Below are 16942 nucleotides of genomic sequence, written 5' to 3'. Positions count from 1 at the left end.
CACTTCACCCACCGGGAGCGTAGTCGGCGTGTGGAGTGGCCTTTCTCCACAATGCGTCGCGAATGCCGGTGCAGCGGTCGACGATAGCCGGGTCCTCGGTGAGCGCGGCACCCACGAAGTCGCCGTCGGTGCCGAAGATGGTGAACGCGACCCTGGCGTTGTCGATCAACCACCATTCGTCGGTGGTGTAGTCGGCTTGGTCCACGAGGTGTCGCGGCAACCACCGGATGTCTTCGCCGAGGCGTACGTTGCGGTCGGTGAGCCCCTGCAGGAATCGTACGTAGTCGGTCAGGGGTTCCGACACCACTCGCACGCGGCGCATGGTGACGCCGTGTGCCGTGACTTCGCCGACTAGTTCGTCCCACTCGCGCCAGCTGTCGGGGTAGGCATCGGGCTCGAATGGTGGCAGCCCGGCGAGCACCCGGCGCATCGGCTCGGTTTCGTCCGCCACCGCTGAATGATCGTCGGACACCTCCAGATGGAACGCGTCTGTGTGCGCCGTCCGGAGCAGGGCATTGGTCTCGTTGATGGTCAGATACAGCACGCGATCACCACTCCCACGGGCTCGTGCCGACCGGAATTTCGACGGCGGTCTCATGCTCGGGAATCGTCATCTGCGCAAGGATTTCGGGGTTCTGGATGGGCAGCCCGGCCACGGTGAACGAGCCTCTGCCGGAGTCGTACAGGTGTCCACCGATGTAGGTGCCGGGCTGCAGCCATCGCAGCAGCATGTGCGGGATCTCGACTTGGTCGGCATGGCCAGGCACTTGGTAGCCCTGCACAAGATAGACATTGCGGGCATCGTCGAGCCACAGCCGCGGCGATCCCGTGTTGGAGGTGGGTCCGCCGAGAAGTCGTAATGTCATTGGCTTGCCTGTCTCTTCTGAGAGATTTGCGCTTTGACTCTCCTATCTTGACTAGTAACAGTGATATTCAACAAGGCTCGTCGCAAAGAGCCGCAAATCTGTGTCGGATCCTCTTGCTTGGTTCGTAGCGTTCTCGACAGCGCTCGTTGTGGATTCCGATCGAGAGGGTCGAACCGGAGAACCTTGCGGTGAGCGCCCAACGGCACCCGGTCCGCGATGTCCGTCCCCTCTTCCGACCGTCCCGGCCTGCCCGGAATGCCGGTCGCTAGCGCGAGTTCCTCGGCGCCGGGTGCTCATCACACCACGAGCAGGGAGACGCGGGAATGAGGTTGGACGACACTCGGGTGCTGCCGCCGGTACCGGCCGATACGCCTTTGACACGGTGTCGGTTCTATCGGGAGACCTGCGGACTACCCGCCAGAGTTCTGCCCGAAATCGGAAGCATCATCGTGCCAGCGGGCAGAGTCGGCGCGATCACCATGCCTCATCAACTCGGCGCTGCGGTGAAGACCCGTATGCACAATCAGCGTGTCCAACCCGGTCCGATCGTCTCGCATCCGCGCTCGAAACGATGGACATTCCTCATCGTCCCGGACGTGCCGGACGAGAACAGGCTGTTCGCCGAGCTGTTCCGGCTCAACGTTTCGGTATCGCGCTTCGGCGCACACATCGCGTTGCCATCGCCCGGTGCCCGACAGGCGGGATTCCGCGTCTGGGTATCACCACCACGCGATGACTTCCGCCCATCCGGCATGGCCGTCATCGAGTCCATCCGAGCTTGTCAACCGCAGCGCAGGCGGTGACGCCGTGGCTTCGCAGCTGTCGCCGCGCCCTGAAGAAGGCGACGTTCACCTGTCGATCCAATTCCACGACGTCCGTCTGGATTTCGCCGCCTGCGCAACCGCAGCGTCGCGCTTCGCAAAGGACTGGCGCGCCTACCACTACCCGGATGCTGTGACGGTGATCCCTGGCGACCCAGTGGGACTGCCGCGCTTGCCAAACGAGCGCCTATACCTCGAGCCCTGAATCGCTGTGCTGTCCGCAGCGTTAGCCCGAGTCCGCGAGGGTAGTCGAAAGGCGGTTGGGCAGGGCGTGTCGCGCCACCATCGGACTAACCTCGTTGCGTTACTGAACTCGAATACTGTCAGTGGCCATCGGAAACTGGTTCTGGCGCACTTTCGGTGATCGCTGTGGTTGATGCCGCTTTCCCCAACGCCGACACGTGAATCCGAACCTGCACGGCATCGCTGGGAGGGCTCACCGATGATTCGTGCGGTCGTCGAACGCGGTCAGAAATTGTTCATCGACGCAGTTGTCCCAGTCGTCGAGCGACCACCAGCCCCAGGGTGCTTCGGGCTCCGTCACCAACCTTGTCGGCCGACCGGTCGCCATGTGTTCGATCCGCTCGGCGGCCGCTACCGGTCGACCCTTCCAAGTCAGCTCCACTCCACTGAGCTGGGGCTCCGCGTCGGCAAGTGCGTCGATCAACCGGCTCGGCAACTTCGTGGTGGATCGCCAGTCGTCCAGCCACTCCTCGCTGGGGAGCCCCCAGTATGCGATTTCGGGAGTACTGGGGGTTTCGCGTGAGGCGGTGGTGTCGTCGGCGAACCACGATTTGCGCTCGTTCTGTCCATACCGCCAACCGGCGATCGGAGCCTGCCACCAACCATGGCTCACCTGCCACTTCAAATCCGTCAGCGCGTCGGGGATCCGGTCCTCTGCGCTGGGAAGCAGCCGGACGCGAATGCTGTCGTAGCCGAATCGGCACCAGCGCGGCTGCCCGAGATCCTCGGTCGCAGTCCGATGAGTGCGGTGCTCGATAACATCAGGGTCGTCGCTGCCGTCTTCGCCGTGGCGCACCCATGCGGAGTCGAGCTGCTCCCCGAATGACTCCCATACCAAGTCCAGCACGCGCGTTCCAGTCCAGCGTGTACCGAGCTGGACGTCCAACAGCGACCCCGCTCGGCGGTGCCAGAAAGGAATGTTGTAGGTCCCTCTCCGCCTTGTAGCGGCATCAAGGATGTCCTCCGCGGTAACCACAGTGCCCGACTGTTGGTCGACGCGGACGAACACGGTCGCGATATTGGCCACGACGCAGTGTGACGTGCAGGATCGGCCAGCGCAATTTCTTTGCGGTCTGAATCTCGGCACGGGCCGAGTACATCCCGAGTCGTCACCGAAGCTGTCAGCAGATCGAATTGGAAGTGTTGCTCTGCCGAACGTTTGGTAATCGGCGTGGTCAATCGGCGAGCAGGACGCGGCGACGGAGCAGGTCGAAGTTGGCGCGGCCGTACATGGTTCTTTTGATCATTTTGATGCGGTTGACGTTGCCTTCGACGGCGCCGCTGCTGTGTTCGAGGGTGAGGCCGTTGCGGACCGCGTCGTAGTCCTTGAGCAGTCCGTCGGCGAAACCCGCGATCGCCGGGATACCGCTCGATGTGGCTTGCACAATCCAGGTGTCGAGGTGCCGGCCTTGTCGGTGGCGGGTCATGCCGGCGAAGTCGCTGACGAGCTGGTCGACCTGACGCAGGGTGGCGCAGCGGTCGAGAACACGGCGTAGTTCGGTCTTGTCCTCGTCGGTGAGCTTGTGTCCGGACGCATGATCCAGCCGGTGACCTGCCGCGGCTTCGGCGGTGTGTGGACCGTGATGATCGGCGGCGGGCTGGTGATCCGCCAATCCTGCAACAGCGCCGCAGGGTCCGGGGAGAACCACGGTAGCCACGTTCGCGGATCTCGTGGTGCAGCGTTGCGGCGTTGTCACAACCTTGCTCCCAACGTTTCGCCAGGTATGGGATGTGCTCGTCCAGGTCGCTGCCGCGTCGGCCGACCTCGGTGAGCAGCTGTTCGGGCTCGGCCGCGCGGGCATAGCGACGCACGGTCTTGCGGTCCAGGTTCAGCATCTGGCTGATCCTCGTGATGCCCACACCGTCGCCGAGCAGGGTATGGATCTCCGCGTGCCGTCCTCGCGTGTTCTGCTCACGCACCTGCGATGTCTGCGACATCCGTTCCAACGGTGGGCTGGGCGCCACCGGCCTGGTTGCGCTCGCCGGTTCGGCAGGTTGGCGCAGGCATTTGCGGTGGGATCGCACGACCCGGTCGACCGCAGAGGTCAGGTTGCGCAGCAGGTGCCAGCGGTCGGCGACCTGGATCGCCTGCGGGGCGCCCTGACGGGCGCCTTCGGCATAGGCGCTGCCGCGGTCTCGGCAGACGACGCGGATGCCGGGATGCCGGCGAAGCCAGGTGGCGACGGTGTCGGCGTCACGATCATCGAGCAGGTCGACCGGGCGGTGGGTGGCCATGTCGATGATCACGGTGCCGTAGACGTGGCCGCGCCGCATCGCGAAGTCGTCCACTCCGACTTCGATGAGCTCCTCGGGGGGCGGCACCGGCACGGAACGCACCAGCCGCAGCAGGGTCGACCGCGACGCCTCGGCTGCCAGCAGCCGGGTCATCCGCGCGCCGGCACGGCCACCGAGAGCAAAGCCGATCCCGGTCAACAGCCTGGTCAGCATCGAGCTGCGGCGCTGATAGCGTTCGGTCAGGCCGGGGAACTGTTCGGCGAAAATCCTGCGCAAGCATTTCGGGTTGGTGCATCGGAACCGGCGGACCTGCAGTCGGATCTCCACGGCGCGACCGCCCACGGCATGGTCGGTCAGCCGCCGCCGATAGCGACTATGAACCCGCATCGAGGCCACATCACACAGCGGGCAGACCGCTATCGACGAGGCTGCGGCCACCTCGAACCGAACCGTCATCCGCGACGCGGTCACACCGCTGACGCGGACCTGCGACCAATGCGGGAACAGCAACCGAAGCAGAGCATCTGCGGCACCATCGACAACCACGGACAGGATCTATAGCCCAATCCATTGTCCCCCAACACTATCGGTGAGCCCAAGATCATCGAAAGTGCGCCAGAGCCCGGAAACTCCCCGCGTGCGGCCAGTTGCCGCCCAATGGCACACCACCAGCATCCCACCCGAACATCCGGTACTGCCGAAAATGCTGTGCTGAGTGTTGGTGCTGTCAGCCCGTCTGAGCGATCGCCGGCCGTTCAGCCGATCTCCTCGATGGTCCGTGACAGCGAGAGTTTGCCGTGTCCGGCGGAGACCTGCCTGTCGATGAGGGCCTTGAAGGGGGTGAGCAGGTCGGGTGCGAGCCCGGCATCGATGGTGGCGCGGAGGATCGCGTCGACCGCTGCCTTGTGCAGAGCAATGTTCTGCATGTCTGTGCGGTAATCGCCTGCGTCGATCAGCTCACCGTGCGCTGAAAGCGACCGCGTCATGGCCGTCACGAGCGAAGCGGCGCGCTCGCTGTACTGCCGCGCCGAGATACCGGCCGACCGAGCCAGCGCAGCCCCGTGGAAGAACCCGCCGAACATCCCGTACATCGCCGATAGCAACGCGAAATCGTAGGCCGACGCCACACCGGCGTCTGCGCCGAAATACTCCGCATTACCCAGCAGTTCCAGCATCGCGCGGTTCTCGCCGAATGCCGTGCGCGAGCCGCTGTACAGCACGGAGGCTCCGGGTCGGCCGATCAGGTGCGGGGGCACCATGATGCCGCCGTCGAGCAGATCGATGCCGTGTCGACTTGCCCAGGAAGCCAATTCGCGAGCCTCGTCGGGAGTTGTGCTGGTCAGATTGACCAGCCGGCGACCTGTCAAGGATTGCACGATCGGGTCGAGGGTCGCGTGTACCGATGCCTGATCGAGCAAGAGGGTGATCACTACCGGACTGGCCGCTACAGCGTCGGCAACATCGGACACACCGCGCGCGCCTGCCGCGACCAGCCCGCTGTCCCTGCCGGGTGTCCGGTTCCACACAGTCACCGTCCGACCGCCGGCGAGCAGGGCAGACGCCACGGCCCGCCCCATGCTTCCCAGCCCCAACACCGTCACCGACGTCTGCGTCGCCATGAGCCCGCCTCCTGAAGATCGAAAACTTGTCCACCTCAACCTCATCCATCCCGCCGTCCCGGGCAAGCACGTACCCCTGGGTCGGTTGATTACCCAGAGGTAAGCGACCACGTAATGCGGAGCGATCCCCCATCTCTTTTCGCGCAGGGCGAAAACTCGGCTCTTGCAACGGACTGCATTGCCGCATGCGGTCGTCCGCCAGCAGTCTCACTGGATTGCTGTCGGTTCGCCATGACGGCCACATGACGCCCCGCTAAGTGGCCGTCGGCGGGGAATTCCAACTGGCCGCTGGCAAATATCAGCTCAGGGCGGTGGACTGTCCCGTCGTCCTTGCGCCGCACGGATATACGGCACCCGTCGGGCCAGCGAATAGACAATGGCCGGCAGCGAGCTGTGCAGCGCACGGGGCGATGGTCCGCGTCCGCACCGGCGATGCGGTAGAACTCCGCCGATTCCGCGCGCCGGTCGTCGCAGGGCCGAGCGTCCGATCCGAGTCAGCGTCGGAGCTGATCGAGCGCCCGACGCGCGTGTTGCTCGCTGATCGCCTGGATGTCGTTCATGTCGTCGGCGCTCGCGCCGACATCGTTGTGGAATTCGACTCGTGTGTTCACGTCGAGGGTGAGGTTCGCGTCCAGGACGCTGAGTCGATAGTCGACCCAGCCGCTGCCGATGACCCGGCGCACGAAGAACGCGTCCTGTCCTAGATTCGGCAGGTCACCGGCGGTGGTGCTCCTCTCATCGCGCACCGTCGACAACCAGAAGTTCTTGGTATCCGACCAGCCGAAGCTTGCTTCGCGGTCGGTGCGCGTGACTCTGACCGAGATCTCGATGCTCGCCGAACCGGGCGAATCGCCCGTACCGCTCGATGCCTTGCACGCGTGGGTGGAACCGACCGAATTATCCCGCGACGTCGAATCGACGCCGGTCCACCGTCGCAACACCGAACCGTCGACGAGTTCACACGGCGCGGCACCTTCGGTGGTGTAGGTCCCCTGCGTCCAAGGAAACGTGCCGACGGTCAGCAAGAGGATCGCGACGTAGCCGCCGAGGCAGGCGAGCACCCCACCGCTGAGCAGCAGTGCCAGCCGGACGGCGCGGCGTCTGCTGGATCTGCCCACGGGCAGTGCATCGCCGTACGGTGGTTGTCCGACGTAGTGAGGCTCCGAGTGCGGCATCGCGATCCGATCGTCAGCGAGATGTCCTTGTGCCGAGCGAGCATGACCTGTGGTCGAACAGGTTTCGATGTGACCGAATCGAGGGAAGGTCTTGTCGTTCGACATCTGTCACTGCTCGGCTCGGGTGATTGCTCGGTCGAGAGTAGAAGACGCAACCGGCGCCGTCTTGAAGAATTTTCACTCGCGCACTACGCGCACGTGGTGCGCGGCGCCGCCGTCGACGCCAGGTAATGCGGGTGCGCCGGTGCAGGCGGAAACGGATCGGAGCGCCGCCGCCCTGCGCATCGACGGCGACGTATCGCAGGTAAAGAACATTCAAGACACGGTGCCTCCGAGTTGATACCTTCCGGACGTAGTTGTTGCCGCCCTGGTATCCGCGCATCGAACGTCCTGCGAATTCCGGTGGGACATCCGTCCGAATGCGAGCGAAGTCATTGCGGAAGAAGCCATTTCGCCGAGAAAAGGAGTGATGTTGTCCGACAACGACCGCTCGGGACCGTTCTGGACCGCGATGCGCGGCGACGCGCCCATGCCTCCGGCTGCGGCGACGCTCGGGCTGGAGTTCATCGACGCCGATCCCGAAGCAGGCACGATCGAGCTGGCGTTCACGGCGACCGACGATTTCGTGAATCCGATGGGCAACGTGCTCGGCGCCTTCCTGGCAGCGATGCTGTACGACACCATCGGCCCGTGTGTGCTGGCCACACTGGGACCCGACGAGTTCCAGTCCACCCTCGACTTGAACGTCAACTTTCTCGAACCCGTTGTTCCGGGGCGTCTCATCGGCCGGGGGCGCATCGTGCACCGCAACGGGGACATCGTGCGTGTCGAAGCATCGCTGGCCGACTCCCAGGGAACGGTGCTCGCCGTCGCGACCGCGACCGCGAAGGTGATCCCGTTCGGCGTCACGGCCGTCTGAGTTCGACTCCTGCCCTTGCTCCGCGGGCACCCGGCTCGCGATACTCGGTGAACCTGACATCCGATGCGAAGCTAGCCGAGTCGCTACCGCGGTCGGCATGTAGTGCACGACGATCAAGGTGACGTGTAGTGATAGCTGACCGGCATGACAATGTCCGTGGCCAGGCGCACGAGGAAATCCGGACGACGACGGTGATCGGTGCCCCGCATCCGCGGTTACGGTCGATGGTGCGGGCCTACGGTGGCCACCCGGTGACCGCCACGCCGCGCGGAAACTTCGTTCTACCCGCGGCTGCCGTAGTTCAATTGGTTTTCAAGCTGGTCGATTCCCGGAGCCGGCCACCGGAATTCCTGATCGGGTCGCGTCCATCGCGGATTCCGATCGACGGCACGTGCGCTCCGTCCTATATCGAGCTGTCGGTCGATCCGCTTGCCGCCTACACACTGCTCGATACACCCGGCATCGAGTTCCGCGGACAACTGGTGGACCTCGGTGAGGTCGTCGGATCCCGTGCTCATGACCTGGCCGAGCGGATTCGGGACCAGGCGACCTGGCGCGGCCGATTCGATCTTCTCGATGCCTTTTTCCTCGACCGGATGGTCACCGGCCGCCGCCCGTCCCCTGAAGTCAGCCGAGCCTGGACGCTACTGCGGAAGACCGGGGGAACCATGCCGATCGGTCGGATCGTCGAGGAGGTGGGGTGGAGCCACAAACATCTGATCGCGAAGTTCACCCAGCAGATCGGCGTTACTCCGAAAACCGCGGCGCGTCTCTTGCGGTTCGAGAGAGCTCGCCGCCACGTCGACGAGCAGCCGCACGCCGGATTGCGCGACATCGCGGCAGCCTGCGGTTATGCGGACCAGTCACACCTCAACCGAGAATTTCGTCAGTTCACCGATACCACACCGGCGGAATACCTGCGCAGGATGACGGCGAGAGCGCCGGAGCGTGGTGGATCACGGTCCTCTGACGCGGCGGAATAGATTCCCGGGCCGGATTCGAGTCTTGGTGATGATCACCAGGTGAACCGCTCCGGATGCTTCTCGGCCTCCTCCCGGACCTTCGCGAGCTCGGCGGCGAAGAGCATCGTATGTCCACAGCGCAGGCACATGACAGCGTTCAATGCCGACAGCGGCTTTGCCCATAGGGTGCGAAAATTCGGGTGTATGCCGACGTGGTACTGGCTGACCAGGCGGAGATTGCCGACCTGGGGGCCGCCACACAACTCACACTGGGGGATCTGTGGCGGCGTGTGCGCGGTAACCATGCGACCATCTCTACCACACGCGCTGAAAATAGCTGTCGCTGTGGCCGACCCGGGAAAATGCTGACCCGACTGGTCCGGTTCAACCGTGAACCGCCTTGCCTCCGAATGCGCTCTCATGCCGATGCGGGCGTATGTCTGTTGCTGAAAGTCCACGGAGGGGTGAGACCAGTGTCCTGCGGTGCGAGCGACAGTGCGGCGGCGATGACCGGCGCAGGCATGCTGGTTACTCTCGACAGGCCAGGCGGTGTTCGGCAAGTCCAGTAGTTCAGCGGGATTGTCGGTTCGTAGCCGAGTTGTTGCGCACCGACCCCACCGCCTGGCTACCCCACGAACTAGGAACACTGGACTCAGAACGTGTGCAGTGGTGGGGACTTCGGGAAGGCGACCGGTAGGGCCGTCAGAGCGCGGTGGAAAGGCCCCGGCCGCCACGTCAGCTCGTCGGCCGGCATGGCGAGGCTCAACTCCGGGAGTGCGTCCAGCAGTTGGTCGATGGCTTCCTGAACGATCACGTATGCCGCGGACCTGGCCGGGCAAGCGTGTGGACCGATACTCCATGCCAAATGCGATCGGTTACCTGCATATTCGCCCGCGCTGATCGCGGGGTCGTTGTTGCAGCCGGACATGCTGATGACGACCGGTTGGTGTGCAGGCAACCAAACTCCATCGAGCAGAATCGGTTGGCGAGGGTAGGTGATGCAGTGGTTCGCCATCGGCGGGTCGCTGAACAACACTTCGTCGAGGGCATCGCGTGTCGACTGGGCTCCACCGATTACGTTGCCTGCAAATCGCTCGTCAGTAAGAATCACCAGCAGCGTGTTGGCGATCAGATTCTGCGGCGGTTCGATCCCGCCGCCGTAGAGGATCACCAACTGGTGGACCATCTCCGTGTCATCGAGCCCGGCCGGGTGCTGCAGTAGCCGAGTGGTGACGTCGTCCCCGGGTTCGACCCGTTTGAGGGTGACCAGTTCGTGCAGCGCCTCGGCAAGTATTATGTTGCCCTTTTCGGCCTCGATGCCATCGAAGATCGCGGCCAATCCGGTCGCGACCCGCTGCCCGAGTTCCGGCGGGCAACCGAGCAAAACGTTCAGGACATCGAACGCCAGCGGGAATGCGTATTCAGCGAGCAGGTCCGCAGCACCGGCAGTGCAGAAGTTATTGATCAGCGCGACGGTGATGCGCTCTACGCTGGAACGGAGGGTGTGCAAATCTATTTCGGCTATGCTCGCCGCGATGGCCTGCCGGTAGCGTGTGTGCTCGACCCCTGCGCTACGCAGTGCATTCGGCCGCCACTCCAACATCGGAAGGATGGGGCAGTCGGCCGGAACGCCCTCCTGCCAAGTACGCGGGTCGGCCGGAAAGCGTTCGGGATCATTGAGAATCCTCACGGCGTGTTGGTAGCCGATCACCAGAGTGGCAGGCACGTCGGGAGCCAGGTACACCGGCACGAGTGAGCCGAACTGACTCCGCATCTCTCGGTAGATCCGATGTGGATCTGTGGCGAACTCGTGGGTATACAGCGGAACTCGGGGGCCCACTGTGTCGACCGGTGAAATCCGGCCTGCGTCGGTGTATGAGGGTTGGGACGTGGGCTTTGGCGTAATCAAATGCATGACTCCGAACGCTGGGATAGGAATTCCACGAGCGCGGTCTCCGTGGTGGCGGCTCGCAGAGGCCGATTGGATATCAGTGATGAAATCCAGGCAAACACGCAACCCGGCGGGTCGATACTGCGATCATAAAATGCTGAATTCACACCATCTCCATGGCATAGTCGACACCGAGCAGCGCGCCGCCATAGACCTCGAAATTGATGTTCGCAGCGAGCATAGCGTGGCGAACAGCTGTGTTGATGTCGCGCCACAAACGGCTGATCAAAGCGCTCTCTGCAAACGCGGCGGTGCCGTGAGCCCACATGAGATCGTTCACTGCGTCGGCGATCTCATGGGTGGCTGTTCCGACATCGCCCCGCGAACGGGCGCGGAGCTCGACCGGAAGAGGCTGAGCGTTGTGGGCGGCCGCGTCCACCGTATCCGCCGAACGACGTAGGTGCAGGAGCGCGGTGTCCAGCTTCAGTGCCGCATGTGAGAGGTCCTTTACGAAAGCGCGGGAATCGATTTGCCTCGCGTAGACGGAGTAGGCGATGCCCCGTTGCTGGGCCTGTTCGGTCACATAGTCGAGCGCTGCCTGCGCGGCACCGAGCGCTGGAGCCGTGAGGGTGGTGATCATTGTCGTCATCGGCGCAAGGCGTAGCCCGAACGTCGCATGTGGGTCAGCTTCGAGCTCTTGCCCCAAGAGTTGCCGGCCAGAAATCACCTGATCGGCCGGTACCCACTGATCCTCGACGACCAACGTGTTGCTCCCGGTGCCGCGCAGGCCCACCACGTACCACGTGTCCTCGATGCTGTATTGCTCTCTGCTCAGCAGAGCGAAGCCGAACGTAGGTGCCGCTCCATTGGACTCCAACACCGGCGCGCCGCCGATTGCCCAGTCCGAGTGGTGGATGTTCGATGCAAAGGGCCACTTGCCACTAACGCGATAGCCCTCGCCATCACGAACGATCGAGGCTCGGGGGCTGGCGAAAACCGATGCCATGCCGACCGGACCGTCGTCGAATACCCGGTTGACGGCCGCCTCCGGCCACCGGTTGGTAAGGAGCACCGATCCGTTCGAGATGACAGTCAGCCACGCAGCCGCGGGATCGTAGTAGCCGATCGTACGTGCCACCTCGAAGAGCGTCCGAGCGCCCGCCTCATGGCCGCCGTACTTCTGCAGCGTCGAGATCTCCCGCACGCCCGTCTCTCGCAGCGCCTCAACAGTGGCATCCGGTAGCCGCCGGTCGCGGTCCGCGGTCACCGCACCCTCGAGGAGCAGCGGACCGATCTCGTGAATCCGAGACACCAGGGTCTCGGTGATATCGGTCGTAGGTGTGATCGGGTTATCGGTAGCGGTCATCCTCAGCCTCCTGAGAGCTGCACGGTGGTCAGGTCTTCCGGAGGGGCGATGATTCTGTTTGCGCCCTCTCCGGCGGCCTCGCTGGGCTTGCGGGCGGTGTGGTCGTCTATCTGCCAGCCACGTTATGGGCGACGCTAGGTCCGCGCCTCGCATCGGGCCACAGATGCAACTGGACGTCGCAGGAATCGGAGGATCTCGCGCAGAGAATGGATAAGTCCTACCTGGCACCCTCACTCAGCAGCTTCGAACGATCGACCATATTGCGCTCACCACGCTGTCGTGCTTGGCTGGAGCGATATGGTGGTATCAAGATCCACAGATATGGAGAAGCCGCCGCGCAGCTTTCCGCTTGCCTCCCGGCATCTGGTCACGACGGATGACATCGGCGAACTGACCCGGATCATCACGAATGCCACCGCGACCCCTCACCGGCACGACGTCTCCGTCCGCGGGCCCATTGTGGGGACTGTCTCGGGCACTCGACTGAATAGCCTTGGCCTCGCAGTGATCAGCTATTCGCAAGTCGTGGCAATCACCACCGATCCGAGGCCCGGCGCGGTGGTTGCCGTAGTGCCACTAGGGCCGATGTATGTCGATGCCAACGGCACACGGTGGACCGGCGTTGAGCCGTTCTTCGTCTCAGCTGCCCACCCGACAACCCTGCGGCCAGCGCCAGGCAGGGGCGGGCTGTGTGTGTCCTTCGACGCGGAGCCATTCACCGAGCGCCTCGACGAGTTCGGTGTGCGCGCCGCGACCGGACGGCTCGAATTGCTCGGCGGCAGCGAGTCTCGTGTGCTCGACGGCGGCCTCGCCGTCCGTGGCGTGCTGCTCGAAGTATGCCGAATGCTGGACGAAGAGCCGGATGAGAACGTGAAGGTTTCGCATTCGATCATCGAGTCATCCGTCTTCTCGGCACTGCTCATGGGGCTGCGCTCCCAATTCGTATGGGGTAACCTGCGAGTGCCGTCGAGCCGGTACGTCGATGAGGCGCGCGCGTGGATCAAGGAGCACCTGGCCGAGCCGCGTACAGTCGGCGACATCGCTCGAGCTGTCAACCTCAGCCCTCGCCATCTGCACGCCGTGTTCATCCGGCACATCGGGGTCTCGCCAGCCCGCTACCTGCGCGAGCAGCGAATGAAGCACGTTAGGCAACTGCTTCTCAATTCCGCGGATCCTGACCTCACCATCAACTCCGCCGCGGCGCAGGCCGGGATCGTCCATCTCGGGCGGTTCGCTGGCGACTACGCCAAGCGCTATGGCGAGCCGCCATCGATGACGCTCGCCCGGACCAGAAACTGGGGGTGACCATCGAGTTGCCACGAAGCTGCGGGACAACGTAGGGCAACGGTGGAGTCACCGTATGGAGTGAACCGAAGTCGAGGACGCACTCGTGCCTCTCGATGCCTTGCGGGTGCAACCGACGGAATTTTCCCGCGAATGCCGGGGGTCACCACCAAGGGGCGGGGCGCTGGCGTTCCCAGTGCAGCTCGGATTCCAGTTGGGCGGCGAGCGAGATCAGGAGGGGTTCGGAGTTCGCCGTGCCCATGAGTTGCGCGCCGACGGGGAGGCCGGAGTCGGTGAAGCCCGCGGGGACGTTGACGCTCGGCCAGCCGAGGACGTTCCAGGGCCAGGTGTAGGGGCAGGCGGCGGTGATGAGGTTGTTCGTGGCCAGCACGCCTATGTCGTCGATTTCCTCGGCGAGCGGCGGGGGAGTCGCGGTGGTCGGGGCGAGGACCACGTCGTAGTCGCGGAAGAAATGGCCGATTCGCTTGTGCAGCAAGGGTTCCAGTCGGCGTGCCGCGTAGAGGGCCGGTCCGTCGAGCACGCGGCCGATCCGGGCGTTGGCCGTGGTGCGCGGGTCGACTTCCAGACCGGGCATCCGGTTGTACACCTGGCGGATACCCGCCAGCGAACGCGGCAGGAACGAGGCGCCGATCATGACGCCGTAGTGCAGGTCGGCCATGGTCACCGTGTGCCCGAGATGGCGCAGGGTGTCGGCGGTGCGCCGGACCGCTTGCTCGACCTCGGGGTCGAGTGCCGTCTTGGTCGCGGTGAACGGAATTCCCAGCGAGAGCGCGATCCGCAATCGTCCCGGGTCACGGCCGACGGCGTCCGAGGCCGTGATCGGGGCGGGTGTGTGCAGGTCGCCGGTGTGCGGTCCGGCAGCCGAGTCCAGCAGCAGCGCCGCGTCCGCGACGGTGCGCGCCAGCGGCCCGTTGACGGTGAGTCCGTAGAACAGCTCGGATTCCGGCCACGTGGAGATCCGCCCGCGCTGCGGCTTGATGCCGACCAGGTTCGTCCAGGCGGCCGGAATGCGGATCGAGCCGGCGCCGTCGGAACCCAGTGCAGCAGGGACCAATCCGGCCGCGACGGCCGCTGACGAGCCGCCGGAAGATCCGCCGGGCGTCCGGGTGCGGTCCCACGGATTGCGAGTGTGCCCGAACCAGGCGGCGCTGGTGAACGGCAACTGCCCGAGTTCGCAGGTGTTGGTCTTGCCGACGATCACCGCGCCCGCCGCGCGGAGGCGCCGAACCGATTCGGCGTCTTCGGTTTTCGGCGCGAAGTCGCCGCCGCAACCGAAGGCGGTCGGCTCGCCCGCGATGTCGGTGTCATCCTTCACCGCGATGGGCACGCCCAGCAGCGGCAGCCGTTCCCCGGCGGCCAGTCGCCGGTCGGCTTCGGCGGCTTCGGCCAGCGCCCGTTCGCGGCGAACGATGCGGAAGGCATTGAGCGTGGGTTGCGCCGCCTCGATCCGGTCGAGTGCGCCGCCGACCGCCGCGGTCGAGGTGATCGCGCCGCTCGCGAGCGCGGCAGCCAGTTCGGCAAGTCCCAGCTCGCGCGTATCGGGCGGAAGCCGGGTCGGATCGGACACCGTCATCTGAGCTCCGTCTCGTCGTGTTTCGGTAAACGTAGCTCTCGTTTTGGTCAATCGTCCATATCGACGCCCCGAATTCCACCCTGGGTAGGGGTGACATACATACCGTATGTATGTAAAGGTGGTCGGGAACAGCGACGACTGGAGGACCCATGGCAACCAGCACAGCACTCGGCCGCATCCATGAAGTGGACTTGCCCGGCGGCCGCATCCGCTACCACGAGACCGGGGAGGGCGCTCCGGTCGTCTTCGTGCACGGCCTGCTCGTCAACGCCGACCTCTGGCGCAAGGTGGTCCCCGTGATCTCCGCCGCCGGATACCGCTGCCTGGCGCCGGACTGGCCACTCGGCTCGCATGAGATCCCGGTCCCCGACGCCGAGCTGACCCCCGCTGGCGTCGCCGACCTGATCGCCGCTTTTCTCGAGCGGCTCGACCTCACCGACGTCACCGTGGTGGCCAACGACACCGGGGGAGCGATCACCCAAGTGTTGCTGACTCGCGACCGTTCGAGGATCGGCCGCGTCGTCCTCGCCTCGGTGGACAGCTACGAGGGCTTCCTGCCGCAGCCGTTCACCGCGCTTCCGCTGCTGGCGAAGATCCCCGGGTCGATCCGCGCGCTGACCGAGGTGATGCGCATCCGGGCACTGCACCGCCTGCCGGTTGCCTTCGGCTGGGTCACCAAGCGGCCCCTGCCGCCCGAGATCGCCGACTCCTATCTGCTGCCGAGCCGCCATTCGGCCGCGATCCGGGAAGACCTGCGCCGCTTCCTGAAATCCGCGCATCGCCGGTACACGCTGGACGCCGCGCGGCACTTCGCCGACGTCGACGTTCCGGTGCTGCTGGCCTGGGCGCGCGAAGAACGCCTGTTCCCGGTGTCCTTCGCCGAACGTCTGGCCCGCGACCTGCCGAACACGACGCTGCGGCTCATCGACGACTCCTACACCTTCCTGCCGGAGGACCAGCCGGAGTTGCTCGCCGAAACGATTCTGGAGTTCACTCGGCTGCATGCCACGCCGTAGCCAGGAAGACCGCTCTCGCGCAACCAGAGCCGCGCTCGAGCAGGCCGGACGCCGCCTGTTCACCGAGCGCGGCTTCGCGGGGACCTCGGCCGAAGAGCTGGTCACCGAGGCGGGAGTCACCCGGGGCGCGCTGCACCATCACTACGGCGACAAGCGTGGGCTGTTCCTGGCGGTGCTGGAGCAGATCGAGGTCGAGACCACCGAGGAAATCGAAAAGGCCATCGGCGCGGTCGATTCCGATGATGTGATGGCCGGGATGGCGGCGGGCCTCGGCCTGTTCCTGGAGATCTGCCAGCGGCCCGCGATGTTGCGGATCGCACTCACCGATGCCCCCGCGGTGCTCGGCTGGCAGGCCTGGCGCGAATTCGAATCGGCCCACGGCCTGGGCCTGATCACCGCCCAACTCGAACGCGCCCGCGCTGCCGGGTTGATCGCCGAGGCTCCGATCACCGTCTTGGCCCAGCTGGTCGTCAGCGTGGTCAGCGAGGCCGCCTTGATCGTCGCGCACGCCGACGACCCGGACACCGCCCGCGCGCAGGCCCAGCAGTCGGTGCTGCTGCTGATCTCCGGGCTCATCCGCACCGGCGACTGATCGACCCAACGGCGCCCGACGTGGCGAGTACCGAGAACTGGTGACCCGACCGATAGCCGTCGGCGTCGCGCTCAGCGTTGCGGCGCAGCCGCTGACGCCCCGCTCAGCAGCGAACTTCGAGGTCTCGCGTTGTCGCTGCCCGCAACCATATCGGCCCGACTCCCGCTTTCGAGCGAAGCGAGAGCGAGCATTGCCTGTTCGCGGCCCGGCTCGCGTCCGAGCGGCCGCCGCGTCCGCGACGAAGTCAGCAGAGGCAGGCACCCAGCCGCTAATGATGAAGTGCGGCACGCCCTTCATGCCACGGTTGCCGACCCGAACAACCACTCGGCCCACCCCCACTTTCGAGCGAAGCGAGACCT

At 65.0% G+C, this 16942-nt stretch carries 17 protein-coding genes and 1 pseudogene; 7 read left to right on the top strand and 11 right to left on the bottom strand.

The features are described 5' to 3' along the window. Positions 1 to 4: 4 nt before the first annotated feature. Complete coding sequence (locus OHA40_RS07580; protein WP_330232356.1) at positions 5 to 544, bottom strand: DUF6879 family protein; 540 nt, start codon at positions 542 to 544, stop codon at positions 5 to 7. A gap of 4 nt (positions 545 to 548) precedes the next feature. Further along, complete coding sequence (locus OHA40_RS07575; protein ID WP_330232355.1) at positions 549 to 866, bottom strand: hypothetical protein; 318 nt, start codon at positions 864 to 866, stop codon at positions 549 to 551. A gap of 323 nt (positions 867 to 1189) precedes the next feature. Between OHA40_RS07575 and OHA40_RS07570 the strand changes: the two genes are divergently transcribed. Together OHA40_RS07570 and OHA40_RS07565 are read left to right on the top strand one after the other, a co-directional pair. Next, positions 1190 to 1669, top strand: a complete 480-nt coding sequence (locus OHA40_RS07570; protein WP_330232354.1) for a DNA-directed RNA polymerase subunit beta — start codon at positions 1190 to 1192, stop codon at positions 1667 to 1669. Positions 1670 to 1673: 4 nt separating this feature from the next. Further along, entirely contained in the window at positions 1674 to 1892 is a 219-nt protein-coding gene (locus OHA40_RS07565; protein ID WP_330232353.1) for a hypothetical protein, read from the top strand. Positions 1893 to 2123: 231 nt separating this feature from the next. Here OHA40_RS07565 and OHA40_RS07560 read toward each other — a convergent pair whose 3' ends face one another. The 5 genes and pseudogenes from OHA40_RS07560 to OHA40_RS07540 all read right to left on the bottom strand — a co-directional run bounded on the left by OHA40_RS07560 (position 2124) and on the right by OHA40_RS07540 (position 6902). After that, entirely contained in the window at positions 2124 to 2777 is a 654-nt protein-coding gene (locus OHA40_RS07560) for a hypothetical protein (RefSeq protein WP_330232352.1), read from the bottom strand. A gap of 328 nt (positions 2778 to 3105) precedes the next feature. Beyond that, entirely contained in the window at positions 3106 to 3732 is a 627-nt protein-coding gene (locus tag OHA40_RS07555) for a transposase (protein WP_330232351.1), read from the bottom strand. A 247-nt stretch (positions 3733 to 3979) separates the two neighbouring features. Next, positions 3980 to 4552 (bottom strand): annotated as a pseudogene (locus OHA40_RS34680) (ISL3 family transposase); the annotation flags it as partial. Between the two features lie 368 nt (positions 4553 to 4920). Beyond that, complete coding sequence (locus OHA40_RS07545; protein WP_330232349.1) at positions 4921 to 5784, bottom strand: NAD(P)-dependent oxidoreductase; 864 nt, start codon at positions 5782 to 5784, stop codon at positions 4921 to 4923. Between the two features lie 494 nt (positions 5785 to 6278). Next, entirely contained in the window at positions 6279 to 6902 is a 624-nt protein-coding gene (locus OHA40_RS07540) for a hypothetical protein (RefSeq protein WP_330232348.1), read from the bottom strand. 526 nt (positions 6903 to 7428) lie between these two features. Here OHA40_RS07540 and OHA40_RS07535 point away from each other — a divergent pair. Both OHA40_RS07535 and OHA40_RS07530 read left to right on the top strand, forming a co-directional pair. Further along, positions 7429 to 7878 (top strand): PaaI family thioesterase, encoded by a 450-nt coding sequence (locus OHA40_RS07535; RefSeq protein ID WP_330232347.1) that lies wholly within the window; start codon positions 7429 to 7431, stop codon positions 7876 to 7878. 128 nt (positions 7879 to 8006) lie between these two features. Continuing rightward, on the top strand, positions 8007 to 8861 hold the full coding sequence (locus OHA40_RS07530) for an AraC family transcriptional regulator (RefSeq protein WP_330232346.1): 855 nt from the start codon (positions 8007 to 8009) through the stop codon (positions 8859 to 8861). A 32-nt stretch (positions 8862 to 8893) separates the two neighbouring features. On the opposite strand, the gene OHA40_RS07525 is transcribed toward OHA40_RS07530, so the two are convergent. The 3 genes from OHA40_RS07525 to OHA40_RS07515 all read right to left on the bottom strand — a co-directional run bounded on the left by OHA40_RS07525 (position 8894) and on the right by OHA40_RS07515 (position 12097). After that, the gene (locus OHA40_RS07525) at positions 8894 to 9145 is read right to left on the bottom strand and encodes a hypothetical protein (RefSeq protein ID WP_330232345.1); all 252 of its coding nucleotides are present in this window, start codon (positions 9143 to 9145) and stop codon (positions 8894 to 8896) included. Between the two features lie 347 nt (positions 9146 to 9492). Beyond that, positions 9493 to 10755, bottom strand: coding sequence for a cytochrome P450 (locus OHA40_RS07520; RefSeq protein WP_330232344.1), 1263 nt, complete (start codon positions 10753 to 10755; stop codon positions 9493 to 9495). Positions 10756 to 10894: 139 nt separating this feature from the next. Beyond that, on the bottom strand, positions 10895 to 12097 hold the full coding sequence (locus tag OHA40_RS07515; protein ID WP_330232343.1) for a hypothetical protein: 1203 nt from the start codon (positions 12095 to 12097) through the stop codon (positions 10895 to 10897). A 279-nt stretch (positions 12098 to 12376) separates the two neighbouring features. Here OHA40_RS07515 and OHA40_RS07510 point away from each other — a divergent pair, with 279 nt between their 5' ends. After that, on the top strand, positions 12377 to 13402 hold the full coding sequence (locus OHA40_RS07510) for an AraC family transcriptional regulator (RefSeq protein ID WP_330232342.1): 1026 nt from the start codon (positions 12377 to 12379) through the stop codon (positions 13400 to 13402). Positions 13403 to 13544: 142 nt separating this feature from the next. Here the strand turns inward: OHA40_RS07510 and OHA40_RS07505 are convergent, their stop codons facing one another. Then, the gene (locus tag OHA40_RS07505) at positions 13545 to 14975 is read right to left on the bottom strand and encodes an amidase (RefSeq protein ID WP_330232341.1); all 1431 of its coding nucleotides are present in this window, start codon (positions 14973 to 14975) and stop codon (positions 13545 to 13547) included. Positions 14976 to 15124: 149 nt separating this feature from the next. Between OHA40_RS07505 and OHA40_RS07500 the strand changes: the two genes are divergently transcribed. Beyond that, the gene (locus OHA40_RS07500) at positions 15125 to 15991 is read left to right on the top strand and encodes an alpha/beta fold hydrolase (RefSeq protein WP_330232340.1); all 867 of its coding nucleotides are present in this window, start codon (positions 15125 to 15127) and stop codon (positions 15989 to 15991) included. Then, a complete protein-coding gene (locus tag OHA40_RS07495; RefSeq protein ID WP_330232339.1) occupies positions 15978 to 16583 on the top strand; it encodes a TetR/AcrR family transcriptional regulator in 606 nt (201 codons plus the stop codon). Before OHA40_RS07500 ends, OHA40_RS07495 begins: the two co-directional genes overlap by 14 nt. Positions 16584 to 16942: the final 359 nt, after the last annotated feature.

The organism is Nocardia sp. NBC_00508 (assembly GCF_036346875.1).
Taxonomy (GTDB): domain Bacteria; phylum Actinomycetota; class Actinomycetes; order Mycobacteriales; family Mycobacteriaceae; genus Nocardia.
This window is presented reverse-complemented; position numbering and strand designations above follow the sequence as displayed.

Excerpts from the sequence above, each read along its gene's own strand:
- OHA40_RS07575 (WP_330232355.1), bottom strand. The coding sequence starts at position 866 with ATGACATTACGACTTCTCGGCGGACCCACCTCCAACACGGGATCGCCG.
- OHA40_RS07570 (WP_330232354.1), top strand. The coding sequence starts at position 1,190 with ATGAGGTTGGACGACACTCGGGTGCTGCCGCCGGTACCGGCCGATACG.
- OHA40_RS07555 (WP_330232351.1), bottom strand. The coding sequence starts at position 3,732 with ATGCCCGCGCGGCCGAGCCCGAACAGCTGCTCACCGAGGTCGGCCGAC.
- OHA40_RS07545 (WP_330232349.1), bottom strand. The coding sequence starts at position 5,784 with ATGGCGACGCAGACGTCGGTGACGGTGTTGGGGCTGGGAAGCATGGGG.
- OHA40_RS07535 (WP_330232347.1), top strand. The coding sequence starts at position 7,429 with ATGTTGTCCGACAACGACCGCTCGGGACCGTTCTGGACCGCGATGCGC.
- OHA40_RS07525 (WP_330232345.1), bottom strand. The coding sequence starts at position 9,145 with ATGGTTACCGCGCACACGCCGCCACAGATCCCCCAGTGTGAGTTGTGT.
- OHA40_RS07520 (WP_330232344.1), bottom strand. The coding sequence starts at position 10,755 with ATGCATTTGATTACGCCAAAGCCCACGTCCCAACCCTCATACACCGAC.
- OHA40_RS07515 (WP_330232343.1), bottom strand. The coding sequence starts at position 12,097 with ATGACCGCTACCGATAACCCGATCACACCTACGACCGATATCACCGAG.
- OHA40_RS07505 (WP_330232341.1), bottom strand. The coding sequence starts at position 14,975 with ATGACGGTGTCCGATCCGACCCGGCTTCCGCCCGATACGCGCGAGCTG.
- OHA40_RS07500 (WP_330232340.1), top strand. The coding sequence starts at position 15,125 with ATGGCAACCAGCACAGCACTCGGCCGCATCCATGAAGTGGACTTGCCC.
- OHA40_RS07495 (WP_330232339.1), top strand. The coding sequence starts at position 15,978 with ATGCCACGCCGTAGCCAGGAAGACCGCTCTCGCGCAACCAGAGCCGCG.